The sequence below is a fragment of the Arthrobacter sp. D5-1 genome, assembly GCF_017357425.1.
In the GTDB taxonomy this organism is placed as follows: domain Bacteria; phylum Actinomycetota; class Actinomycetes; order Actinomycetales; family Micrococcaceae; genus Arthrobacter.
In genome coordinates this window covers 1,801,223-1,824,403 of record NZ_CP014571.1, presented here as the reverse complement: position 1 = coordinate 1,824,403, position 23,181 = coordinate 1,801,223, and the positions used below count along the sequence as shown (strand labels likewise).

Annotated in this window: 23 protein-coding genes; 6 read left to right on the top strand and 17 right to left on the bottom strand. The window is 64.1% G+C overall.

All coding sequences use genetic code 11. From position 1 onward, the window contains the following. Positions 1-267 carry a MoaD/ThiS family protein gene (locus AYX22_RS08340; RefSeq protein ID WP_089594386.1) on the top strand — a complete coding sequence of 89 codons (267 nt, stop codon included), beginning with the start codon at positions 1-3 and terminating at the stop codon, positions 265-267. A 3-nt stretch (positions 268-270) separates the two neighbouring features. Here AYX22_RS08340 and AYX22_RS08335 read toward each other — a convergent pair whose 3' ends face one another. The 8 genes from AYX22_RS08335 to truB all read right to left on the bottom strand — a co-directional run bounded on the left by AYX22_RS08335 (position 271) and on the right by truB (position 7,970). Then, entirely contained in the window at positions 271-732 is a 462-nt protein-coding gene (locus AYX22_RS08335) for a DUF1579 family protein (RefSeq protein ID WP_207597521.1), read from the bottom strand. Positions 733-810: 78 nt separating this feature from the next. Further along, the gene (locus AYX22_RS08330; RefSeq protein WP_207597011.1) at positions 811-2,154 is read right to left on the bottom strand and encodes a pitrilysin family protein; all 1,344 of its coding nucleotides are present in this window, start codon (positions 2,152-2,154) and stop codon (positions 811-813) included. Positions 2,155-2,243: 89 nt separating this feature from the next. Next, positions 2,244-4,496 (bottom strand): polyribonucleotide nucleotidyltransferase, encoded by a 2,253-nt coding sequence (locus AYX22_RS08325; RefSeq protein ID WP_207597010.1) that lies wholly within the window; start codon positions 4,494-4,496, stop codon positions 2,244-2,246. A gap of 238 nt (positions 4,497-4,734) precedes the next feature. Beyond that, positions 4,735-5,004 carry a 30S ribosomal protein S15 gene (rpsO, locus tag AYX22_RS08320; RefSeq protein WP_089594382.1) on the bottom strand — a complete coding sequence of 90 codons (270 nt, stop codon included), beginning with the start codon at positions 5,002-5,004 and terminating at the stop codon, positions 4,735-4,737. Positions 5,005-5,163: 159 nt separating this feature from the next. After that, on the bottom strand, positions 5,164-6,147 hold the full coding sequence (locus AYX22_RS08315; RefSeq protein ID WP_207597009.1) for a bifunctional riboflavin kinase/FAD synthetase: 984 nt from the start codon (positions 6,145-6,147) through the stop codon (positions 5,164-5,166). A gap of 88 nt (positions 6,148-6,235) precedes the next feature. Beyond that, entirely contained in the window at positions 6,236-6,682 is a 447-nt protein-coding gene (locus AYX22_RS08310; RefSeq protein ID WP_207597008.1) for a hypothetical protein, read from the bottom strand. 2 nt (positions 6,683-6,684) lie between these two features. Continuing rightward, entirely contained in the window at positions 6,685-7,038 is a 354-nt protein-coding gene (locus AYX22_RS08305; protein WP_089594379.1) for a hypothetical protein, read from the bottom strand. Between the two features lie 2 nt (positions 7,039-7,040). After that, on the bottom strand, positions 7,041-7,970 hold the full coding sequence (gene truB, locus AYX22_RS08300; protein WP_207597007.1) for a tRNA pseudouridine(55) synthase TruB: 930 nt from the start codon (positions 7,968-7,970) through the stop codon (positions 7,041-7,043). 34 nt (positions 7,971-8,004) lie between these two features. Here truB and AYX22_RS08295 point away from each other — a divergent pair, with 34 nt between their 5' ends. Further along, positions 8,005-9,159 (top strand): pyridoxal phosphate-dependent aminotransferase, encoded by a 1,155-nt coding sequence (locus AYX22_RS08295; RefSeq protein WP_207597006.1) that lies wholly within the window; start codon positions 8,005-8,007, stop codon positions 9,157-9,159. 46 nt (positions 9,160-9,205) lie between these two features. Here the strand turns inward: AYX22_RS08295 and AYX22_RS08290 are convergent, their stop codons facing one another. The 6 genes from AYX22_RS08290 to rimP all read right to left on the bottom strand — a co-directional run bounded on the left by AYX22_RS08290 (position 9,206) and on the right by rimP (position 15,505). Next, positions 9,206-9,688 carry a nucleoside deaminase gene (locus AYX22_RS08290; protein ID WP_207597005.1) on the bottom strand — a complete coding sequence of 161 codons (483 nt, stop codon included), beginning with the start codon at positions 9,686-9,688 and terminating at the stop codon, positions 9,206-9,208. Positions 9,689-9,773: 85 nt separating this feature from the next. Next, positions 9,774-10,277, bottom strand: coding sequence for a 30S ribosome-binding factor RbfA (gene rbfA, locus AYX22_RS08285; RefSeq protein WP_207597004.1), 504 nt, complete (start codon positions 10,275-10,277; stop codon positions 9,774-9,776). A gap of 78 nt (positions 10,278-10,355) precedes the next feature. Continuing rightward, positions 10,356-13,223: a translation initiation factor IF-2 gene (gene infB, locus AYX22_RS08280; RefSeq protein ID WP_207597003.1), complete on the bottom strand. Its 2,868-nt coding sequence runs from the start codon at positions 13,221-13,223 to the stop codon at positions 10,356-10,358. 152 nt (positions 13,224-13,375) lie between these two features. After that, a complete protein-coding gene (locus AYX22_RS08275) occupies positions 13,376-13,717 on the bottom strand; it encodes a YlxR family protein (protein WP_242703569.1) in 342 nt (113 codons plus the stop codon). Between the two features lie 196 nt (positions 13,718-13,913). Then, a complete protein-coding gene (gene nusA / locus AYX22_RS08270; protein ID WP_089594374.1) occupies positions 13,914-14,894 on the bottom strand; it encodes a transcription termination factor NusA in 981 nt (326 codons plus the stop codon). Further along, positions 14,894-15,505 carry a ribosome maturation factor RimP gene (gene rimP, locus AYX22_RS08265; RefSeq protein WP_089594373.1) on the bottom strand — a complete coding sequence of 204 codons (612 nt, stop codon included), beginning with the start codon at positions 15,503-15,505 and terminating at the stop codon, positions 14,894-14,896. Before rimP ends, nusA begins: the two co-directional genes overlap by 1 nt. Positions 15,506-15,610: 105 nt before the next feature. On the opposite strand from rimP, the gene AYX22_RS08260 reads away from it, so the two are divergent. Genes AYX22_RS08260 through AYX22_RS08245 form a run of 4 tightly spaced genes read left to right on the top strand, consistent with a single transcriptional unit; the run spans position 15,611 to position 19,391 of the window. Further along, entirely contained in the window at positions 15,611-16,774 is a 1,164-nt protein-coding gene (locus tag AYX22_RS08260) for a DUF4439 domain-containing protein (RefSeq protein WP_242703568.1), read from the top strand. A gap of 51 nt (positions 16,775-16,825) precedes the next feature. Continuing rightward, positions 16,826-17,554: a VIT family protein gene (locus tag AYX22_RS08255; protein WP_207597000.1), complete on the top strand. Its 729-nt coding sequence runs from the start codon at positions 16,826-16,828 to the stop codon at positions 17,552-17,554. Between the two features lie 34 nt (positions 17,555-17,588). Next, a complete protein-coding gene (locus AYX22_RS08250; RefSeq protein WP_242703567.1) occupies positions 17,589-18,611 on the top strand; it encodes an aminoglycoside phosphotransferase family protein in 1,023 nt (340 codons plus the stop codon). A 3-nt stretch (positions 18,612-18,614) separates the two neighbouring features. Continuing rightward, the gene (locus AYX22_RS08245; protein ID WP_207596999.1) at positions 18,615-19,391 is read left to right on the top strand and encodes an aspartate dehydrogenase domain-containing protein; all 777 of its coding nucleotides are present in this window, start codon (positions 18,615-18,617) and stop codon (positions 19,389-19,391) included. Between the two features lie 14 nt (positions 19,392-19,405). Here AYX22_RS08245 and AYX22_RS08240 read toward each other — a convergent pair whose 3' ends face one another. From AYX22_RS08240 to AYX22_RS08230, 3 genes are all read right to left on the bottom strand, one after another. Then, positions 19,406-20,203, bottom strand: coding sequence for a TSUP family transporter (locus AYX22_RS08240; RefSeq protein WP_207596998.1), 798 nt, complete (start codon positions 20,201-20,203; stop codon positions 19,406-19,408). Further along, positions 20,200-22,011 carry a proline--tRNA ligase gene (locus AYX22_RS08235; RefSeq protein WP_207596997.1) on the bottom strand — a complete coding sequence of 604 codons (1,812 nt, stop codon included), beginning with the start codon at positions 22,009-22,011 and terminating at the stop codon, positions 20,200-20,202. The genes AYX22_RS08240 and AYX22_RS08235 overlap by 4 nt, the downstream gene beginning before the upstream one ends. 400 nt (positions 22,012-22,411) lie before the next feature. After that, positions 22,412-23,143 (bottom strand): hypothetical protein, encoded by a 732-nt coding sequence (locus AYX22_RS08230; protein WP_207596996.1) that lies wholly within the window; start codon positions 23,141-23,143, stop codon positions 22,412-22,414. Positions 23,144-23,181 lie beyond the last annotated feature (38 nt).

The following is a 23,181-nucleotide window of genomic DNA, read 5'->3' as shown; positions in this document are numbered from 1 at the left end:
TTGCTTGTCCGCTACTTCGCTGCCGCACGCGCGGCGGCCGGTGTCGAAGAAGAACGTCACGTCCTCCCGGAAGGCACCAGCCTGGAAGCGTTGCTGGAAGCCGCACTCGCCGTCGAACGTCCGCTGCCTCCCGAAGGCACCCCGACGCTGGACCGGATCGTGGCACGGAGCAGTTTCCTGCGCAACGAGGTAGCTGTGCGGGACCGTTCAGCGCCGCTGGGAGCCCAGGACGTCATCGATGTCCTGCCGCCGTTCGCCGGAGGCTGAGGCTCAGGCCTTACGGAAGAAGCTCCTCAGCAACGGACTGTAGTCCGGTGTTCCTTCCAGCCGTAGATCGGCCGTGTGCACCAGGACCCCGTCCTCGACGCGGAAGGTGTGCCGGGCAACGCCGTCGGCAGTCCTCCTATCCAATGTCAGGGTGCCTGCATTCCACGCTCCCCTGACCGGGCTGGCCGGCGACCTCCCCAGGCTGTCTACGTAGTACCAAAGAGTGTCCCCGTGATCCCGGTCCACAGTGAACATGCCATGCCCTTCGAAGTGCGTGCCGTCCGCCTCGCGGTGCCGGTAGCTCTGGACGACGGCATACCCGCCGGCGGCCTTGGTGAAAACCACTTCCGCTTCAGCCGTCCGGGCACTCCCCCACGGCGACGCGGCAATCTCCGTGATGCCCCGCCAGTGACCGATGAAGTCCTGCAACAGCTCCGCGGCCTGGCCGCTCGAGGGCAGATCCATCATGTCTCCAAAGTCGTCAGGGCAGCATCATCACCGTGTGATCATGCTGCCCTGTTGACAGTGCGTGCGTCCAGAGGCCTAGAGTCCGAAAGTCTCGGTTTCCTCGAAAGGACCCACCACGGTAATGGTTCGCGGTGCAGCTGCGAGTTCGCGGGCCAGGTCCTGCACTTCTTCCACCGTGACGGCCTGGATCCGGGCAAGGGTTTCGTCGATGTCCTGGAATTCTCCGGAAACCAACTCTGCCCGGCCCAGCCGGGACATCCGTGATCCCGTATCTTCCAGGGCCAGGACGATTCCCCCACTGAGTTGGCCTACGGCTTTACGGAGTTCTTCTTCTGTGATGCCCTCCTTGGCAAGCTTCTCCAGCTCGACGCCCAGGAGGTCCAGTACCTGGCGGACCTTGGACGGCGTGCAGCCTGCGTACATTCCGAAATAACCGGCGTCAGCGTAAGCCGCGGTGAAGGAGTACGTGGAGTAGACCAGGCCCCTCTTCTCGCGGATTTCCTGGAACAGCCTGGAGGACATGCCGCCACCCAGGACAGCGTTGAGCACGCTCATAACGAATCGTCGGTCATCGGTTGCCACGATCGTGGGGCAGCCCATGATGATGTTGGCTTGCTCCACGGGGCGCTTGACCACATGGAGGCCGGACGTTCCGCTGATGACGGCGCGATCGGTACCGCGGCGGTTGACCGGGGCTGCCTGGGTGTCGAGCTTCCAGCCCGCGGCCGTCAGGGCATCGAGGACAAGGTCACAGACGACGTCGTGGTCCAAGCCGCCGGCAGCGGTGATGACCAGTTCCTCCGGGCGGTAATAGCGCTGGTAGTGTTCCCAGACCGCGTCCCTTGCCACAGCCTTGATGGCGTCAGGGGTTCCACCAATGGGACGGGCCAGGGGGTGGTTGCCGAGGACGGCCTCCACGAATTTCTCGTGGGCCACATCCGTCGGGTCATCGCTGTCCATGGCGATTTCCTCAAGGATGACATCGCGCTCCTGCTCCAGTTCAGCAGGATCCAGGACGGCGCCGGTGATCATGTCGGCAATGACATCGATGGCCATGGGCAGGTCTGTGTCCAGGACCCTGGCAAAGTAACAGGTGCTTTCCTTCGCGGTGGCAGCGTTTGATTCGCCGCCCACCTCGTCAAAAGCCGACGCGATCTCCAAAGCGGTGCGGCGCTTGGTGCCTTTGAACAGCAAATGCTCAAGGAAGTGCGTGGAACCGTGCTGGCCGTCCGCTTCATCGCGCGAACCCACTGCCACCCAGAACCCTATGGTGGCCGAACGCTGGCCGGGCATTGCCTCGGTCAGGACGCGCACGCCGCCGGGAAGGACCGAGCGCCGTACGACGGAACCGCCCTCGGCACCATGGATCAATTCGCCGCCGGGAAGAGTCTGCTCCAGCGGCAGGGGTACGACAGTCATCAAGGCCTTTCAGGTTTTCGGGTTAAGGCCGGAAGGGCCGGTGGAGCTTTTACAAGCCCACCGGCCCCGCCGGGTGTACTGCTTACAGACTACTCTGCGGACTCTTCAGCGGCCTCAGCCGGAGCGTCCTCGGCAGCTGCGCCGTCTTCCTCGGCAACAACCGGGGAGAGGGAAAGCTTGCCGCGGTCATCGATCTTGGTGATCTCGACCTGGACCTTCTGGCCCACGGAGACTACGTCATCAACGTTGTCCACGCGCTTGCCGTTGGCCAGCTTGCGGAGCTCGGAGATGTGCAGCAGGCCGTCCTTGCCCGGGGTCAAGGAAACGAAGGCGCCGAAGGTGGTGGTCTTGACGACCGTGCCCAAGTAGCGCTCACCGATTTCCGGGACCTGCGGGTTGGCGATGGCGTTGATGGCGGAACGTGCTGCATCGGCAGACGGACCGTTGGTAGCGCCGATGTAGACCGTGCCGTCATCCTCGATGGAGATGTCCGCGCCCGTGTCTTCCTGGATCTGGTTGATCATCTTGCCCTTGGGGCCAATGACCTCGCCGATCTTGTCCACGGGGATCTTGACGGCGATGACGCGCGGAGCGAACTCGGAGAGCTCATCCGGGGTGTCGATCGCTGCGTTGATGACCTCGAGGATGTGGAGGCGGGCTTCGCGGGCCTGCTTCAGTGCTGCTGCCAGCACGGAAGCGGGGATGCCGTCGAGCTTGGTGTCCAGCTGGATGGCCGTGACGAACTCGGACGTACCGGCAACCTTGAAGTCCATGTCGCCGAAAGCGTCTTCGGCGCCGAGGATGTCGGTCAGCGCTGCATAGCGGGTCTGGCCGTCAACCTGGTCGGAAACCAGGCCCATGGCGATACCGGCAACTGCTGCCTTCAACGGCACACCGGCGTTGAGCATGGAAAGCGTCGAAGCGCAGACAGAGCCCATGGACGTCGAGCCGTTGGAGCTGAGGGCCTCGGATACCTGGCGGATGGCGTAGGGGAACTCTTCACGCGTCGGCAGAACCGGAACCAGGGCGCGCTCTGCAAGAGCACCGTGGCCGATTTCGCGGCGCTTCGGGGAACCGACGCGGCCGGTCTCACCGGTGGAGTACGGCGGGAAGTTGTAGTTGTGCATGTAGCGCTTGCGCGTTACCGGCGACAACGAGTCGATCTGCTGCTCCATCTTGAGCATGTTCAGTGTGGTGACACCCATGATCTGGGTCTCGCCGCGCTCGAAGATGGCCGAACCGTGGACGCGGGGCAGAACCTCTACCTCGGCGGTGAGCTGGCGGATGTCCGTCAGGCCACGGCCGTCGATGCGGATCTGGTCCTTGAGGATGCGCTGGCGCACAACCTGCTTGGTGACCGAGCGGAAAGCTGCGGACAGTTCCTTCTCGCGGCCTTCGAAGTTACCGGCAAGCGCACCCAGGACTTCGTCCTTGAGTTCGTCAGAGGCGGTGTCGCGGTCCTGCTTGTCAGCGATCTGGAAGACGGCAGCCAGCTTGTCGGCAGCAGCGGCCTCAACAGCGGCGTAAACATCGTCCTGGTAGTCCAGGAACACGGGGAACTCGACGGTGGGCTTGGCCGCGCGTGCAGCCAGGTCCGCCTGTGCTTCACAGAGTGCCTTGATGAACGGCTTTGCAGCCTCGAGGCCCTCGGAGACAACCTCTTCGGTGGGGGCTGTGGCGCCCTGTTCCTTGATGAGGTTCCAGGAGTTGTCCGTGGCTTCGGCTTCAACCATCATGATGGCGACGTCGTCACCCGTGATGCGGCCGGCTACAACCATGTTGAACACAGCGTTCTCAAGCTGGGAGTGCTTGGGGAAAGCAACCCACTGCGAACCCTGTTCGTCAGCGATGAGGGCGACGCGGACGCCACCGATCGGCCCGGAGAACGGGAGGCCGGACAGCTGCGTGGACATCGAAGATGCGTTGATGGCGACGACGTCGTAGAGCTCATCGGGGTTGATCGCCAGGACGGTGACCACGATCTGGACTTCGTTGCGCAGGCCCTTGACGAAGGCCGGGCGCAGCGGACGGTCCATGAGGCGGCAGGCCAGGATGGCTTCGGTGGACGGGCGGCCTTCGCGACGGAAGAACGAGCCCGGGATACGGCCGGCAGCATACATGCGCTCTTCAACGTCAACCGTCAGCGGGAAGAAGTCGAAACCTTCGCGCGGCTGCTTGCCTGCGGTGGTTGCGGACAGCAAGGCGGTGTCTTCGTCGATGTAGACCATCGAAGCGCCGGCTGCCTGCTTGGCAAGGCGGCCGGTTTCGAAGCGAATGACTCGCTTGCCGAAACGACCGTTGTCGATAATGGCTTCGGAGAACTGGATTTCGGGACCCTCCATAGAGAGTCACCTCCGTTTCTGTTAGCGGAAGTCCGCCGCATCAACCCAGGCCTCTTCTTTATTCCTGGCCTGTACGACACCCGGTCATCGATCGAGATCCACGGGGCAATCGTCACCGATTGTTCCCGGGAATCACTACCGAGGACCGCGAATGCGCGATGCGGTTGATTCCTGTTTTTAGTTGTTGGTGAAGAAGACGGCCCGTTCCACGAGGGACCGGGCCGTCCCTAAAGTCAGACTAGCGACGCAGGCCGAGGCGCTCGATGAGCGCACGGTAGCGGGCGATGTCGGTGTTCTTCAGGTAGGAAAGCATGCGCTTGCGACGACCAACCATGGCCAGCAGACCGCGCTGGGTGTGGAAGTCGTGCTTGTGCTCCTTCATGTGCTCAGTCAGATCCTTGATCCGCTGGGTCAGGACTGCAACCTGTACCTCGGGCGAACCGGTGTCGCCTTCAGAGGTTGCGTATTCCTTGATGATGGACTGCTTTACAGCGGCTTCAAGTGCCACGTGAACTCCTAGAGTTGTGCCGTGCCTCCCGGTCCAGCGCCTCGCTGACGGGTTGCCTTTGGTGCGTCACCGCACACAAAAACAGGTCCAGCCGCCACGGACTGCAGCCGGATCCACTCATCAGTTTACCGGCAGGCCGGCAGTGTTGTCGAAATGCGCCTAGCTCTGGCCCAGGAGCTCGTGCGCCTGGGCGACATCCAGGCACATTTGCTCAACCAATGCCTCGGGTCCCCGGTACGCCACCATGCCCCGGAGGCGCTGGGTGAATTCAACGGCTACGGTTTGGTCGTAGAGGTCGAAGTCCTCCACATTTTCCTCGGGACGATCGATCACATGGGCTTCCACCTGACGGCTGACGCCATCGAACGTGGGGTTGGAACCCACGGAAATCGCAGCGGGCCACCGGGTTCCGGACTGGTCGATCAACCAGCCGGCATAAATTCCGTCCGCAGGAACATAGCCCGTGGAATCGTGGGAAAGGTTGGCGGTGGGGAATCCGAGGTCACGGCCACGGGCGGCGCCATGGACGACTTCCCCGCGCATGCGGTGGGGCCGGCCCAATACCGCGGCGGCAGTCACGACGTCTCCCTCAGACAAAGCTTCCCGCACCCAGGTGGAGGAACAGCGGCGGTCGGTATCGCCGTCATCGTGGACCGGGAAGCCTCCCGCGCCGTACTCATTAACTACCTGAACACTGAAACCGAGCTGGTCCCCCAGCTCCTGCATGGTGAGGACATCGCCGGCATTGCCCGCGCCGAAACGGAGGTCATGGCCCACCACCAGGTGAGCGGCGTGCAGCCCGTCCAAGAGGACCTCGCGCACAAACTCCAGCGGCGTCATGGCCGCCAGGTCCAGGGTGTACTTCATGACCAGTACGGCATCGACGCCGGTGTCCGCCAGGGCTTCCAGCTTGTCTTGGAGCCCCATGATCAATTCCGGGGCAGAATCCGGCCTGTGGACCTGGGCGGGGTGGGGATCAAAGGTCACTGCTACCGATGGGATGTTGTGCCGCTTGGCGGTATCAGTCAGTTGCGCCAGGACATGCTGGTGTCCGCGATGGACACCGTCAAAGTTTCCGATGGTGACGACAGTAGCTCCGAAGTCCCTGGGGACTTCAGTGGGATCGTTCCAGATGTGGACCATCAACCTCGCCTTTTACTGCAGATATTCGTTCCGCCCGGCAACCTTCCGGCGCCGGAACATTCTAAGGTTACCCGCCAGGGCAGCTGGCTCAGGACGGTCTGCGTTTGTTGAGCCACAGGAGCCCGAGGACCGGCAGGACCAAGGGGACGAATCCGTAACCGCGTCCGAACAGCGACCAGACGGTGTCGTGCGGGAAGGCGACGGGATCGAACAGGCTGATGGCCCCCACCACCAGCACACCCACAAGTTCCGTCAGCACCGCCGCAAGGGAAACCTTGAACCAGGTGCGGCCGGGCTTGGCCAACGAAATGGTGGCCACGATGTACACAACGGCGGCGAAGGCAGAAAGGATGTGCGCCAAGGGAGCTTCGGCAAACTTGGTGGCGATCTGGTAGCCCGCACGCGCCGTTGCCGACAATGCGAAGACCGCATAGACCGCGATCAGCAGGCGGCCCGGACCAGTATTGCGGGTGTCCTTCTGCTGCGGGTTTGCCGGGTTGGTCTCGGTTCCAGTCACGTCGTGTTCTTCCTTCAAGGTCAGTACCAGATCTGGTTCATGCGGGCACCCATAACGAGCACGGTGACCCCCACTGCGGCCAGGACAAAGTTGCTCCAGCGGGTTCGTTCAAGGATGGCCCAGTAAACAGCACCCAACGGGATCATCAGGGCCGTGACCAGGTACCCCCAGAATTCCCAGGCCTCACCGGCAATCTGCTCACCCATGGCCACACGAACGATCGAACCCACCAGATACACCAGGAGGACCAGTTCAACGGCGAGCACGGAGAAGATGGTGGGATCGTTCGGGGCTTTCTTCATCAGGCCTGCCACGAGGCACATGATGGTGGACACCAATCCGACGATCAGGATGGCATAAAAATATCCGTCCATGGTTATTGCCCCTGCCCGGTTCCGGACCCAGTTCCCGGAGCGAAGACCAACACCGGCTTCGCAAAGCTGCCGGCGTCCGCCAGCAGTGCTACCAGCTCACCCGACGGCGCGAACGCGGCTGCGGGGTTCTCTGCCGTAGCGGCCGTGGACGTACCTGCCCCGGGGCCGGCAGCAATACGGCGGCCAAAGGAGATCTCCGTGGTTTCTTCTTCGCTGAGCTCCCGGTTGGGCATGAGGGCCCTGGCCGCCAAGGACATCTCCAGGACGTTGAGTTCTTCTGCCAGCTCCTCCAAGGTACGGGCCTGGTCAAGGGTGTACGGACCTACCTGGGTCCTGCGCAGGGCAGTGAGGTGCCCCCCGACGCCCAGCCCGTTGCCGAGGTCGCGGGCCAACGCCCTGATGTACGTGCCGGAAGAACATTCCACGGTGACATCAACGTCAACTACCCTGCCGCCGTCGATCCTGGTTATGGAGTGGACATCAAAGCGGTGAATGGTGACCGGGCGGGCGGCGAGCTTGACTTCCTCGCCGGAGCGGACGCGGGCGTAGGAACGTTCGCCGTTGACTTTGATGGCGCTGACGCTGCTGGGAACCTGCTGGATGAGTCCTGTCAGCGCGGCAACCCCGGCGGCGATGGCGTCATCGGTGACCTCCGCGGCCGTGCGGGATTCTGTGACTTCGCCCTCAGCGTCATCGGTGATGGTGGTTTCGCCCAACCTGATGGTGGCGGTGTAGGTCTTGGAAGTGCCCACGATGTAGGTCAACAGGCGCGTGGCCTTGTTGATGCCGAGTACCAGCACGCCGGTGGCCATGGGATCCAGCGTTCCCGCATGCCCCACTTTCCGGGTACCTGCCAGCCGCCGCATCCGGCCAACCACATCATGGCTGGTCCATCCCTGCGGTTTGTCAACGATTACCAGTCCAGAAAGCACGCTTACCAGTATATGGGTGGCTAGGATGGCTCCCATGCCTGAGCTTGCCACACATGTCCGCGACGTCCCCGTGAACCAGATCCGGGAAATCACCGAAGCCGCCTGGGCAACCCCCGGAGCGATCGTCCTCAGCATCGGCGAGCCGGGCTTTGCACTGCCGCGGCACGTCCTGGACGCCGGCATTGCCTGCCTGGACCGGGATGAGACCAATTACACACCGAACGCCGGGATTCCCGCGCTCCGTGAAGCCTTCGCAGCGCGCTTCCGCGAACAGCAGCACGTGCAGATCGGCGCGGAGCGGGTCTATGTGGTGGACGGCGCGCAGCAGGGCCTGCACTTCGCCATGAGCCTCCTGCTCGCTCCGGGCGACGAGATCCTCATTCCCAACCCCGGGTACCCCACGTTCGCCATGACCAGCCGCCTCCTGCACGCAGTGCCGGTCCAGTACCCGCTGTACCCCAAGAACGACTTCCAGCCCCACATCGAGGACATTGAAGCACTCATCACACCACGGACCAAGGTGCTGATGTTGAACTCCCCCTCCAACCCTTTGGGCGCGGTCATCAGTGAAGACGCCACGCGCCATCTCGTGGAGCTGGCAGTGCGGCATGACCTCTGGATCATTTCGGACGAGTGCTATGAGGCCTTCACGTTCGATGTGCCACATGTCAGCCCGGCCCGCTACGACAGCGACGTTCCCGGTGAAGCCCGCGTTTTCACCTCCCTGACGCTGTCCAAGACCTACGGCCTCACAGGCCTGCGCATCGGTGCCTTGATCTGCCCTCCAGGACTGGAGCAGAAGATGAACAACGTCATGGAATCGATCGTGTCCTGCGTCGCATCACCTTCCCAGTACGCCGCCTTGGCCGCACTCACGGGGCCGCAGGACTATGTTTCCCACGCCCGCGACCACTACCGGAGCAACCGGGATGCGGCCTCAGCGGTGTTGTCGGGGAAGGGAATTCCGTATTTGGGAGCACAGGGGGCGTTCTATTTGTGGGCCGACGTCTCCCATGTCACCAACGGGGATGTCCGCACCTGGGTGCGAAAGTTCCTCGCTGATGCCGGTGTGTCCTTCGCGCCGGGAACGGCATTCGGCTCAATCGGTGAAGGATGGATCAGGATTGCCCTCTGTGGTGGGCAGCAGGACCTGCTCGACGGCGTCAGCCGGCTCCCAGCCAAGGTCTAGTTGCCGGGGACTCCAGGATGCGGGCGCCTCCGCAGGCCGTCCGGCCTCAGTAGGCGGTCCGGCGGGAGTGGTTGAGCCAGGCCTCGAAGGGGTCACCTGACGCGGGCAATGCAGCGTGCTCTACCGGCAGCAGCCCAGGCCTGGCACCGGCGAAATATTCGTAGAACACGGCGTCATCAAACCCAGCCCGGGCGGCACCATGCCTGTCCGCCGCGAAGTAGACATGGCCGATCCTGGCCCAGAGCGCGGCCGATAAACACAAGGGGCACGGCTCACAACTGGCGTAGAGAACCGATCCCGTGAGGTCGAACCGTTGCGCCGCGGAAGCGGCCCGGCGGATCGCCACGACTTCTGCATGGGCTGTGGGGTCATGGTCGCGGGTGACCCTGTTGACACCTTCATGGACAGTCCCGTCCGGGGTGACCACAACGGCGCCGAAAGGACCGCCGCCGTCGGAAACGTTCTGCACCGCCAGGTGGATGGCACGGTTCAGATATTCATCACGTTGCTGAGCAGTGTGCGCCGACATGCTCTGATCCTAACGAGTCTGAGTACAGCCAATGCCCCTAAAACGCTGTCTTAGGGGCATTGGGTGTACAAAAACGCTGAGGCTCTTAGCGGTTGGCGTCTTCGTCGAGTTCTTGATCTCCGGAGAGATCAGTGTCCTCTTCGTCGAAGTCGTCCTCGTCGATGTCCTCAGGGGCATCGCCCTTGTAGGGGTCGGCCTCGCCGGCGTGCTTGGCACTGGCAGCCAAAGCGGCTACCTCGGCATCGCGACGCTTGGCTTCGCGCAGCAACTCCTCAAGGTTCGAGGCGTTGACGGGGATTTGGTCCGCAACAAACTCGAGCGTCGGGGTAAGCCGGACGGTGATGTTGCGGCCAACTTCCTGCCGAAGCACACCCTTGGCCTTCTCCAAGGCGCGGGCAGCATCTGCGTGGGCTACCTCGTCACCGAAGACGGTGTAGTAGATGGTGGCGTGCTGAAGGTCGTTGGTGACGCGGGCGTCGGTGACCGTGATGGACTCGACACGCGGATCTTTGACCCGACGACCGAGGGCCTCAGCGACGACGACCTTAATCCGCTGTGCCAGCTTGGCAGCGCGTGCGGGATCAGCCATGACTTCCTCCTGGAAAGTTAGAAACGGGGACGGAACGGGTCCGCCGGGGCTACCCGACGGACCCGTTCCAAACGGAACCTAGACGCGCGGCTTTTCGCGCATTTCGAAGGTCTCGATGATGTCGCCTTCAGTGATGTCGTTGAAGGAGCCAAGACCGATACCACACTCGAAGTCGGTACGGACTTCGGTGGCGTCATCCTTGAAGCGCTTGAGCGTCTCAACGGTGAGGTTGTCACCGATGACCTTGCCGTCGCGGCTGACACGTGCCTTGCTGTTACGGCGGATGATGCCCGTGCGGACGATCGAGCCTGCGATGTTGCCGAACTTGGAGGAACGGAAGACTTCGCGGACCTCGGCAGTGCCGAGCTGGACTTCTTCGTACTCCGGCTTGAGCATGCCCTTGAGAGCCATCTCAATGTCATCGATTGCTGCGTAGATGACCGAGTAGAAGCGCATGTCCACGCCTTCACGGTCAGCAAGTTCAGCAACGCGCTCGGCCGGCTTGACGTTGAAGCCGATGATGATGGCGTTGTCCACCGTAGCGAGGTTGACGTCGTTCTGCGTGATGGCACCCACACCGCGGTGAATGACACGCAGCTGAACGTCGTCATCTCCGACGTCGATCTTGAGCAAGGCGTCTTCGAGGGCTTCCACGGCACCGGAAACGTCACCCTTGAGGATGAGGTTGAGGGTGTCGATCTTGCCTTCTGCAACGGCCTGGTCGAAGTCCTCCAGGCTGATGCGCTTGCGACGCTTGGCCAGTGCGGCGTTGCGGTCGGCAGCTTCACGCTTCTCAGCGATCTGGCGGGCCGTACGCTCGTCAGGGGTCACCAGGAAGGTGTCACCTGCACGCGGCACGTTGGACAGGCCGAGGACCTGCACCGGACGGGACGGCAGTGCGACATCGAGTGCCTCGCCGTTCTCGTCGAACATGGCACGGACGCGGCCGTGAGCCGTACCGGCCACGATCGTGTCGCCCACGGCCAAGGTTCCGGACTGGACCAGGACGGTAGCAACAGCACCGCGGCCCTTGTCCAGGTTCGCTTCGATGGCAATGCCTCGAGCGTCCTTGTCCGGGTTGGCGCGCAGATCCAGTGCCGCATCGGCCGTGAGCAGGACGGCGTCGATCAGTTCGTCAATATTGAGGTTCTGGCGTGCAGAGACCTCAACGAACATAGTGTCGCCACCGTACTCTTCCGGAACCAAGCCGTACTCGGTCAGCTGGCCCTTGACCTTGTCAGGGTTGGCGCCTTCCTTGTCGATCTTGTTCACCGCGACGACGATCGGCACATTGGCTGCCTGGGCGTGGTTGAGCGCTTCCACCGTCTGCGGCATCACGCCGTCGTCGGCTGCGACAACCAGGATGGCGATATCGGTGACCTTGGCACCACGTGCACGCATGGCCGTGAAGGCCTCGTGACCGGGGGTGTCAATGAAGGTGATGTCGCGGGCAGTGCCCTCGTGGACGTGGCTGATCTGGTAGGCACCGATGTGCTGGGTGATGCCACCGTGCTCGCCGGCCACAACGTTCGAGTTGCGGATGGCATCCAACAGGCGGGTCTTACCGTGGTCAACGTGACCCATGACGGTGACAACCGGGGCGCGGGCCTCGAGAACGTCGTCGCCTTCGGCGTCGAGTTCATCCTGGATGTTGATGTCGAACTGATCCAGCAGCTCGCGCTCTTCATCCTCGGGGGAAACAACCTGGAGCTTGTAGCCAAGTTCGGCGCCAAGCAGGCCAAAGGTGTCTTCGTCGAGGGACTGCGTAGCCGTTGCCATTTCACCGAGGTGGAACAGCACGGTCACCAGCGATGCGGGGTTCGCATCAATCTTCTCGGCAAAGTCCGTGATGGACGAGCCACGACGAAGCCGGATGATGGTTTCGCCATCACCGCGGGGTACCGATACGCCGCCCAGCGACGGAGCACTCATCTGCTCCAGTTCCTGGCGCTTTGCACGCTTCGACTTACGCTGCTTGCCACGACCGGCGCCACCCTTGCCGAAGGCACCCTGGGTGCCACCGCGGCCGCGGCCACCCTTGCCGAAGCCACCGCCGGCGGGAGCGCCGCCACCGGTACCTGCACCGGGCGCGCCACCGGGACGACCGGGGCCGCCACCGGGACGGCCTGCGCCACCCGGACGGCCTGCGCCACCGGGAGCCGGACGCTCAGTGCGGTTGGGCATCATGCCCGGAGTAGGACGGTTTCCGGCACCGGGACCGCCAGCGGGACGCGGAGCGCCCGGACGGGGTGCACCCGGACGCGGAGCGCCCGGACGGGGACCACCGGTGCCTGCTGCAGGACGGGGACCGCCTGCGCCGGCAGCGGGACGGGGACCACCGGGGCGTTCGCCATCGTTGCGGCGTTCGCCCCGGGGCATGCCCTGGGACGGTGCAAACGGGTTGTTACCCGGACGGGGCGGACGATCTCCGTCGCCACCACGGCCCCGGGGCATGCCCTGGGAGGTAGCAAACGGGTTGTTGCCCGGACGGGGACCGCCGGGACGGGGAGCCTGGCCACCTTGACGTGCCGGAGCCGGCGTCTCTGCCTTGGGAGCAGGACGGGCGCCGGGCTTGGCCGACACCGGGGTGGACGCGGCAGGAGCCGCGGGTGCTGCCGGAGCGGGAGCCGCCGGTGCTGCCGGAGCCGAAGCTGCCGGAGCGGGGGCTGCAGGTGCCGGGGCCGGAGCCTTCGGTGCTGCGGGGCCCGGAGCCGGTGCTGCCGGACGGGATGCTGCGGGACGGGTTGCCGCGGGAGCGGCAGCGGGAGCGGCGGCCTTGGCAGCGCCGGCACCCGGGTAGGCGTCGCGAAGTTTCTTCACGACTGGGGCCTCGATGGTTGACGAGGCGGAGCGAACGAATTCGCCCAATTCCTGCAGTTTGGTTACTGCATCTTTGGAAGTAATACCGAGCTCTTTGGCGAGCTCATGTACGCGGACCTTGGCCACATTTCTCCTGTCTCGGTCCGCACCGAGCCAGGCACGAACCGTCTACTTCTTACTGCGGGCCTTCGCCGCTTGCGCGAATGAAAGGCCCATTGCAGAGCGCAACAAAGTTGTCATCGTTACGCACTCATCGCTGGGAACTCATCGGGTTTCCATCAGTTTTCTGACCCGCTTTCAGGTTTGGACGGTTTTCCTGTGGTGGCCTGGGCCTCCACAAGTGGCGTGCCCTGCATCAGGTAACGTTCGACGGCGTCCGTTTCGGCAGCGCCCGCAAGGGCCCTTCCGAAAGCGCGCCGCTTGATCGCCAATGCCAAGCACTTTTCGCTGGGGTGCAGCCACGCACCCCTGCCGGCCATCCGGCGTCGGACATCCACCAGGACGGCGGACGAACCGCTGCCTTGGGCGACCAGCCGGACAAGCTCGGACCGGGAGCCTTGCTTCCGGCATCCGATGCACGTGCGAACAGGCCCCTGGCCGTGTTCAGGCAGTTCAGCCACGACGTGTCCAACCTGCCTTACGTTACTGGCGCCCGACGGGCCCCGGTCCTGCACACGCAGCTGAGGCACGCCAAAGCGCGCGGATACCGGACGTAAGCCCGGTTCCATCTAGTCTAGCCCCCCGGCCCCGCACTACCGAAACCAGGGACGCCCAAGCGCGGCGCGGAACCGGCGGCATCAGCCGCCGGTTGAACCGCTAGTCGACCTTTGCCGGAGCGGCGTCGGAGACGATATCGATCCGCCAGCCAGTCAGCTTTGCGGCGAGCCGGGCGTTCTGGCCTTCCTTGCCGATGGCCAGCGAAAGCTGGTAATCGGGAACCACCACTCGGGCCGAGCGGGTTGACTCGTCCGTGATTGTGACGGAATTCACCCTGGAGGGCGACAAGGAGTTGGCAATGAAGGTTGCCGGGTCATCACTGAAGTCGACGATGTCGATCTTTTCGTCGTTCAGTTCAGTCATGACTGCCCGGACACGCGAACCCATTTCACCGATGCAGGCACCCTTGGCGTTGATGCCGGGAGTGTTGGCCTTGACGGCGATCTTGGTGCGGTGGCCTGCTTCGCGGGCAAGCGCCACGATCTCCACGGAGTGGTCGGCGATTTCCGGAACTTCCATTTCGAACAGCTTGCGGACCAGTCCGGGGTGCGAACGGGACAGCGTGATGGAAGGACCTTTGGCGCCACGGTGGACATCGACCACGAAAGCGCGCAGTCGGCTTCCGTGGAGGTACTTCTCACCGGGAACCTGCTCGGGCGGCGGCAGCAGTGCCTCAACGGCTCCCAGGTTGACCTGGATCATGTGCGGGTTGTTGCCCTGCTGGATCATGCCGGCAACGAGTTCGCCTTCACGGCCCTTGAACTCACCCAGCACGTTGTCATCCTCCACGTCGCGGAGACGCTGGAGGATGATCTGGCGGGCCGTGCTGGCTGCGATGCGGCCAAAGCCGGCCGGGGTGTCCTCAAACTCGCCGATGGGCTCGCCGTCGTCGTCAATCTCGGTGGCCCAGATGGTCACGTGGCCGCTCTTGCGGTCCAATTCCGCGCGGGCCTTCTCGAAGGCGCCGGGCGTCTTGTGGTACGCCACCAACAGGGCTTGCTCGATGGTGGGAATCAGGAGATCCAGCGGGATTTCACGCTCACGCTCCAGGAGTCTCAGTGCGCTCATGTCAATATCCATTAGGCCTCCTCAGAAGGTCCGTTGTGCTCGTCTGCCAGCGCAGCCTCGTGGAGGTGGCTGAATTCAATCTCGACTTTTCCTTGGCGGATCCTGTCGAAAGGAATAGTGATGGGGTCGCCTTGCTTGGGCTTCATGCCCTTCTTGACCTCGTGTTCGGGGATCAACGTCACGCCGTCATCCTCCACCGAGGCGATGCGGCCCAGGAGATTGTCCCCCTGGATCACGTTGACCCGGACCATGCGGCCCCGGGCCCGGTGCCAGTGGCGCGGTTCGGTCAAGGGGCGGCTGACGCCCGGCGAAGAAACCTCAAGGTCATACGGACGTCCGTCGTCATGGGGATCGTTGTCCAGGATATCGGACAGCCCGCGTGAGACATCCGCAATGGCGTCAAGGCTGACACCGCCGGTCTCCTCCTGCGGCAGGTCCACGACGACGTGGACCGTGCGGTGTGAACCGGCAACGTGGATGGAAACATCCTCGAGGTAGAGCCTGCTGGCAAGGACAGCCGGTTCAAGCAGCGCCTTAAGCCTGCTCTCTTCCGGGTTGTGGATGGTGGCCGTTGAGTTGGATTCAGAACGGTGTGTTGAAGTCGTGGCTTCCGAGTCACTCACGTTGCCCGCCGCCTCCCGATAGATGTTGTTGTGACTACTAGCCTAACGATTTTCCCGGGAACATGGTGCACGGACTTTGCCACGCACGTGACACCATGGTCTGTTGTGAGCGGGCAGACAAGCGAAAAACAACGAACACCACCCTGGGGCCGCGCCCTGCTGGTTACCGTGGTGGCATTGCTCGTCGCAGGGACCGGAATAGTGCTTATTCCGCGTGATTCCGGCACTCCCCCGCCCGTCCCCTTCTCCGAAGCCGCCCGTGCGGGTGCGCTGGAGGACACTCTGCAACTTCGCGAATCGGCCGCCACCCTGTCTTCGTCCGCCGGCCAGGGTGCTGACCAGACCGCACTCAAGGACGCTGTGACTTTGCTGACAACGCAGGCTCGCGCCCTCCTGGTTCCATCCGAAGCAACTCCCTCCGCCACCGCGACCACTGCCGGCAGAGCAGACGGCACCACGCGTTCCGCCTTTGTTGCCGCTTTGTCCGCAAGCGGAACCCAGCGCCTGGCAGACGCCTACGAGGCCGACGGCGGCATCGCCCGGCTCCTCGCCGCCGTGGGATCCGCCCAAGTGCTGGGGGCCGAAAAGCTGGCTGGTGCGTGGCAGTTGCCGATCCCGAAGGATGCCGCGGCATCCAAGACCCCAATAGCTGCCGCCACGCCGCCGACGGCACCGTGCCCTTCGGTCAGCCCCACGCCCGAGCCAACGTCCGCCACCACCGACGCATCCTTGGCAGCTGACGCATCCTTGGCAGCTACGGTCCGCATACATCAGGAAGCGGTCTACGCGTACCAGGTGGCGCTCAAACGGCTGGACACTGCTTCCGCCGGCACCGCGGCCAAGGGCCTTGCAGCCCACGAACTGCTGCTCCAGCAGGTGGAGGCGCTGACCCGGGCCAACTGCGGGGACGTACCTGCCAGCGAAGCCGGATACCGTCTTCCGGAACAGTTCGCGCAGGACCCCGCCGCTGCCCTGGCTGCGATGGAATCGTCGGCTCTTCCGGTAATGGGGGACTTGGTTGCCCTGTCCACGGGTGGGACGCGGGCATGGGCGGTGGACGGCCTCCTTGCCGCTGCCCGCAGGAGCCTGGCGTGGGGTGCGGACGTGCCTGCCCTGCCAGGTCTGACGCTCGACGCCGGGGAGTTGCCGCCGCTGCCGACGCCCGGTTCAGCGGGCGGTTCAGCGACGGGTCCAGCGTCCGGCTCCGCCTCCACCACACCATCCACCGGGTCCACCATGAAGGGGTCCGCGCCTCCTCCCGCCGGATAGGCCAGCCTAGCCATGCTGGTCAAGACCCTCCCCCGGTGCTTGGCTTGGATCATGGCTTCCCCAGACACTGCCACCGTGCACGAGAACGAACCCCACCGGGATGACTTGGCCCACCGGTTGAACTGGTTGCGGGCCGGGGTCCTGGGCGCCAATGACGGGATTGTGTCCGTTGCTGCGATCGTGGTGGGCGTGGCAGGTGCCACCACCAGCACCGGCAGCATCCTTGCCGCCGGTACCGCGGGCCTGGTGGGTGGCGCCATTTCCATGGCCTTGGGTGAATATGTCTCCGTCAGCAGCCAGAGCGACACCCAGAAGGCGCTGATCGAGAAGGAACGCCTCGAACTGGCCCAGCAACCCGAGGACGAACTCAACGAGCTGGCGGCCATCTACGAGTCCAAGGGACTCAGTGCCAGGACTGCCCGGGCGGTTGCCGAGGAGCTCACGGAGCACGATGCCCTGGCCGCCCATCTCTCTGCGGAGCTGAACATCCACGAGGACGACATTGTGAGCCCGTGGAATGCGGCGTTCGCCTCCGCTGTGGCGTTCACTTTGGGGGCCATACTGCCCATGCTGGCCATCCTCCTGCCTCCCCCGGAGCTCCGGGTACCGCTGACCTTCGTGGCGGTCCTGCTTGCCTTGGCGATCACCGGAGCTGTTGGCGCCTGGATCGGTGGCGCTTCCCGGTTCCGTGCGGCCTTCCGGGTGGTGCTGGGCGGCGCGTTGGCCCTGGCTGCCACGTTCTCCCTGGGAACGCTCTTGGGTGCCAGCGGCGTTTTCTAGGGGCTCCGGCTTCCCTCAGAGTTAGGCTGATCGCGTGACCCTTCACGCGATGATTCCCATTCCGGGCGACCTCCACGCCCGGTACAACCGCGACTCCGCGGGACGCGACTGGCTGGCCAGCCTTCCGGGACTTATCTCCGACGCCCTGGACCGGTGGCAGCTCTCAGTTGACCTGGCACCCGGCACCGAACCATGGAACGGCCATGGAGCGCTGGTGGTGCCGGTCCTCCAGAACGGCGCCCCGTCCGCGCTGAAGATCGCCTACCCGCACGACGAAGCCCAGGTGGAGCGCCACGCCCTGGCACTGTGGGATGGTCACGGCGCGGTCCGCCTGCTGGCAGCGGATGCTCCCAGTTGCACCATGCTCCTTGAACGGCTGGAGGCCTCCCGCTGGCTCCAGGACGCCCCCATGGATCACGCGAGGGACGCCTGGGGCGCCGTCCTGCGCCGGCTCTCCATCCAACCTGACGAGCGCCTGGAGTGGCGGGCCTTGGAGCACATTGCCGCAACTGCCGAGCGATGGAGCGATGAGCTGCCGGCGGAGTGGGAACGCCTGGACCGGCCATTTCCCAGGTGGCTGCTGGAAGCGGCGCTGGAAGTATGCCAGACGCGTGGCGCCGTGGGACGCCGCTCGGGGAGGGATGTCCTGGTTCACACGGACCTCCACTTCATGAACATCCTTGCTGTCCCCAGTGGCAACCGGCAGCTCCGTGGCGACTACCTGGCCATCGATCCGCAACCACAGATTGGTGAGGCCGAGTTCGCTGTGGCGCCGGTTTTGTGGAACCGGATCCATGACCTCTCCCGAACGGCCCCGGAGGCTGCGTTGCGGGAGCGTTGCCACGATTTCAGCGTCGCCGCGGGGCTCGATCCCGAGGCTGCCCGGCAATGGAGCATTGCCCGCGAGGTGGACAATGCTCTTTGGTACGCGGGGACTCCCGGTCACGGCGGAGACTTAGCGCGTTCTTTGTGGGTTGCCAGCACTCTTGCGGGCCGGACACTTGATGGCCTTCCACGGGTCCATGAGATCCCCGATCCCGGCGCTACGGCGCACTAGGCGATGACACTCACCGTAGCCCTGATCGGGTCCGGGGCCATCGGCTCGAGGATCGTGGAACTGCTCGACGCCGGGACAGTCCCTGGCGCCAGGCTCGCCGGAGTTGTGCCGCACGGCAAGGCCGGGGCAGGGTTCAGCTTCGACGACGCCTTGGAAGTGGCGGATGTCGTGGTGGAGTGCGCCGGCGTCGCCGCCGTCGCGGAATTCGGCCCCCGTACCGTAGCGGCAGGCACGGACCTGCTGGTCACCTCGATAGGCGCCTTGTGCGACCAGTCCCTGCGGACGAAACTGCTCGACGACGGTCCAGGCCGGACGTTCCTCACCACCGGCGCCTTGGGCGGACTGGACGCGATCACAGCCGCCTCCGCCGGCGGCACCATTCACCGCATCACCCTGGAGTCGCGAAAACTGCCCGCCGCCCTGGTCCAGCCGTGGATGGACGGGGAAACCAAAGAACGGCTGCTCGCCGCGACCCGGCCCATGGAGCTTCTGCGGGGCGGCCCTGCGGACTTGATCAAGGCCTTCCCTAAATCCACCAACGTGGTGTCCGCGCTTGCCTTGGCCGCTGGCAACTGGGACGTGGTGGAGGCTGTGCTCATCGCAGATCCGGGCGCCGGCCAGACATCCCACCACGTGGTGGCGGAGACCAGCCTGGGTACGTTCGATCTCTGCGTCACCAATGAGGCATCCCCCGGTAACCCAGCCTCCAGCGCGTTGGTGCCTCACGCCGTCGTCCGCGGTCTGAAATCGCTGGCCAATGCCAGCGGCAGTTTCATCTGACGCCTGCGTGGGAATCAGGCCGCGAAGTTCTCATTCCAGACGTCGACGCCGAGCTTGATGATCAACGCCGCAACTACGATCAGGAAGACAACGCGTACAAAACTGCTCCCCTTGGCTACGGCGGTGCGTGCACCAAGATAGCCGCCGGCCATATTGGCCAGGCCCAGGACCAGCCCTACGCCCCACAGCAGGGAGCCGTGGGGAAGGAAAAAGATCAGGGCGCCGGCGTTGGTGGCCATATTGACGATCTTCGCCTTGGCGCTGGCTTCCAGGAACGCGTAACCCATGGCCGAAACCAGGGCGATCACCAGGAAAGAGCCGGTGCCAGGGCCGATCAGACCGTCATAGAAGCCAATGACGGCGCCTATGAGGCATGCCACCACGTAGTGCTTGTGGCCGTCGTGGCGGAGGGCAGTCAACTCTCCGGCGCGGGGGCGCAAGGCAGTGAAAATGGCGACGGCGATCAATGCCACCACGATGATCGGCTTGAACACACTGGCAGGCAGCGAAGCGGCCAGGATGGCCCCACCGAAGCTCCCCGCCAACGCGATGACCGCCATGGGCACGGCTGTTTTGAGATCGGGTCCCACGCGCCGGTAATACGTCACGGCGCTGGTGGTGGTGCCGAAAATGGACCCCATCTTGTTGGTGGCCAAGGCCTGCACCGGCGTGATGCCGGGAACCAGCAGCAGGGCGGGAAGCTGGATCAGTCCCCCGCCCCCTACAACAGCGTCCACCCAACCGGCGGCGAATCCAGCCACCACAATCAGGATGAGAGTGGTGAGCTGGATTGATTCGAAGCCGGAAATCACCGGTTTCGTACGGAGTTGACCACGTAGTCCACGGCTTTGTCCACCGCAACGTTCTCGGCTTCGCCGCTGCGGCGATCCTTGACTTCCACCACACCGTCTACAAGTCCCCGGCCAACGGCCAGGATGGTGGGCACGCCAACCAGCTCGGCATCGCCGAACTTTACACCGGGAGAAACCTTCGGACGGTCGTCGAAAATAACGTCCAGGCCGGCAGCTTCAAGCTCAGCGGAGAGCTTTTCAGCAGCCTCGAAGATTTCATCGCCACGGCCTACGGCCACCACATGGACATCTGCCGGAGCCACTGAGCGCGGCCAGACGAGGCCGCGGTCGTCATGGTTTGCTTCAGCCAAGGCGGCCACTGCGCGCGTAACACCAACGCCGTAGGAGCCCATGGTGACAACCTGCTGCTTGCCGTTCTGGTCCAGCACCTTCAAGTCCAAGGCCGCGGCATACTTGCGGCCGAGCTGGAAGATGTGGCCCATTTCGATGCCGCGGGCGGTCTCCAGCGGACCGGATCCATCCGGGGCGGGGTCGCCTGCACGCACTTCGGTGCTTTCAATGACGCCATCCCACGTGAAGTCGCGGCCGGCGACCAGCCCAAAGACATGCTTGCCCTCGGCGTTGGCGCCTGTAACCCAGCTGGTACCGGAGACGACACGGGGATCCACCAGGAACAGCACTTTGGACGAGCCCTCAAGGCCCAGCAGAGGCTGGTCCAGGGACAGGCCGGGGCCGATGTAGCCCTTAACCAGCCACGGCAGCTTCTTGAGGTCCTCTTCGTTGGCAGCCTCGAGGCCGATCTCGCCGGCAATCGGCAGGTGTGAGCCGATGTTGGCTTCCACGCGCTTGAGGTCCACTCCGCGGTCGCCGGGGACACCGATCACCACGATCTGGCGCTCACCCGTTGGCAGGGTCACGGCAAGGACAACGTTCTTGAGCGTGTCAGCGGCAGTCCAGGCGCCGCCGTCAGCCTCGCTGCGCGGAGCCAACTGGTTGGCTGCGGCCACCAAGGTATCAATGGTGGGAGTGTTCGGGGTGTCCAGGACCTGGGCGGCCGGTGCGTTGGTGAAATCGATCTCCTCCGGGACAACGGTGGTCACGGCCTCGACGTTGGCGTAGTAGCCACCCGCCGAGCGCACGAACGTGTCCTCGCCGATCTCGGTGGGGAAAAGGAATTCCTCGCTCTTGGAGCCACCCATGGCACCGGCGGTGGCAGCAACGGGGATGACTTCGAGGCCGAGGCGCTCAAAGATTTTCAGGTAGGCGGCGCGGTGGGCGGCGTAGCTGGCATCCAAACCGGCGTCGTCAATGTCGAAGGAGTACGAGTCCTTCATGATGAACTCACGGCCACGGAGGAGGCCGGCCCGGGGGCGTGCTTCATCGCGGTACTTGTTCTGGATCTGGTAGAGGCTCAGCGGCAGGTCCTTGTACGAGGAGTACAGGTCCTTCACCAGGAGCGTGAACATTTCCTCGTGCGTGGGGGCAAGAAGATAGTCCGCGCCCTTACGGTCCTGGAGGCGGAACAGGCCTTCGCCGTATTCGGTCCAGCGGTTGGTGGCCTCGTAGGGCTCGCGGGGCAGCAGCGCCGGGAAGTGGACTTCCTGGGCGCCGATGGCCGACATTTCCTGACGGATGATCTCTTCTACCTTGCGCAGGACACTCAGTCCCAGCGGCAGCCACGTATAGATGCCGGGTGCTGCGCGGCGGATGTAGCCGGCGCGGACCAGGAGCTTGTGGCTGGCGACCTCAGCGTCAACGGGATCTTCACGCAGGGTGCGCAGGAATAACTGGGAAAGGCGAAGGACCACGGGTACGTATCCGTTTCTATGGCAGGTGTGGCAAAAACAACTGTCTACTAATCTACCGGGTGCCCACACACAGAAGAGCCACGCCGTCGCGTGTGGAAGCCCCTGGCCCCAAAGGGCTGGTCATCCTGCGATGGCGTGGCTCAGCGGCCGGCCGGCCGCAGACTCTGTCCTGGGACTAGATCGCCGTTCCCTCCAGCGGAACGGGATCATCTGCGGCTGGGAAGCATGGGGCACTGCCGAGCTCACGGATGGTGTGGACGCCAGCGACGCCGGTCAAGGTCTTGATCATGAGTCCCCCCGATACCACCCGCACCCCAACGACACGGCTTGGGAAGAACCTATGTGATCGCGGACACATTTTCAAGCGTGGGTGGCATGCCGCGCGGCTGCAGCGCAGACGCTACTTAATAAGTGCTGCGGCCTGGTCCATGAGTGCCCCGGCAGCTGCTGCGCCGCCGCTTTCGGCGTTCTTTCCCGAGGCTGTGGCGGAGATGAGGACGCCGTCCTTAATGGCAGCGGCCATCAAGGTTGACTGGGTCTGGCCGTCAGGGAGGGTCATGGTGGTCTTGATGCCCAAGGTTCCGGGTACTGAACCGATGCCGTCGAACTTTTCCGTCTTCATGGTCATGGTGGTGCCGGACATGGACATTGTCATGTTCGCGCACGTGGTGATCTGGTCTTCGTTGCTCTTGACGTTGTTCTCCAGCACGTCCCTGGAGACACCTGATGCCAGGGTCACACTGGAAATGACGCCGGAAGCAGGGTCAATTTTTGCACCGCTGGCGCCGGTGGCGCCCTCGATCGGCTGCGAAGCGCCGGCCATGGCCAGGTCCTTGCACTCGGCCGGCTCAATGTTCATGGAGCCCAGGAGATCCTTGAGGGGATCCTGCTGGCCAGCGAGGTCGTCGACGGAAGAAACCATCAGTTCCGTTCCATCGGCTGCCTTGATCTGCTTCACCAGGTCCGTGAGTTCCTGGGTGGTGTACTTCTTTGCCTGGGCGGGCGCAGGGGCCGGGGTCTCACTGGCCGGAGCAGATGCAGCATCCGTAGAGGTACCGGCGCCGCCACACGCGGTGAGTCCCATGACCAAAAGTCCTGACGCGGCAAAACCGCGCAGCGCATTCTTCTTCATTTGTTCCCCAAGAAAGTTCGAGTGATGGCTGGCGCGCG

Bases quoted from the DNA above. Each gene is read 5' to 3' on its own strand.
- AYX22_RS08335 (WP_207597521.1), bottom strand. From the start codon at position 732: ATGGATCTGCCCTCGAGCGGCCAGGCCGCGGAGCTGTTGCAGGACTTC.
- AYX22_RS08330 (WP_207597011.1), bottom strand. From the start codon at position 2,154: ATGACTGTCGTACCCCTGCCGCTGGAGCAGACTCTTCCCGGCGGCGAA.
- AYX22_RS08325 (WP_207597010.1), bottom strand. From the start codon at position 4,496: ATGGAGGGTCCCGAAATCCAGTTCTCCGAAGCCATTATCGACAACGGT.
- AYX22_RS08315 (WP_207597009.1), bottom strand. From the start codon at position 6,147: ATGGTCCACATCTGGAACGATCCCACTGAAGTCCCCAGGGACTTCGGA.
- AYX22_RS08305 (WP_089594379.1), bottom strand. From the start codon at position 7,038: ATGGACGGATATTTTTATGCCATCCTGATCGTCGGATTGGTGTCCACC.
- AYX22_RS08295 (WP_207597006.1), top strand. From the start codon at position 8,005: ATGCCTGAGCTTGCCACACATGTCCGCGACGTCCCCGTGAACCAGATC.
- AYX22_RS08290 (WP_207597005.1), bottom strand. From the start codon at position 9,688: ATGTCGGCGCACACTGCTCAGCAACGTGATGAATATCTGAACCGTGCC.
- rbfA (WP_207597004.1), bottom strand. From the start codon at position 10,277: ATGGCTGATCCCGCACGCGCTGCCAAGCTGGCACAGCGGATTAAGGTC.
- nusA (WP_089594374.1), bottom strand. From the start codon at position 14,894: ATGGATATTGACATGAGCGCACTGAGACTCCTGGAGCGTGAGCGTGAA.
- AYX22_RS08255 (WP_207597000.1), top strand. From the start codon at position 16,826: ATGGCTTCCCCAGACACTGCCACCGTGCACGAGAACGAACCCCACCGG.
- AYX22_RS08245 (WP_207596999.1), top strand. From the start codon at position 18,615: ATGACACTCACCGTAGCCCTGATCGGGTCCGGGGCCATCGGCTCGAGG.
- AYX22_RS08230 (WP_207596996.1), bottom strand. From the start codon at position 23,143: ATGAAGAAGAATGCGCTGCGCGGTTTTGCCGCGTCAGGACTTTTGGTC.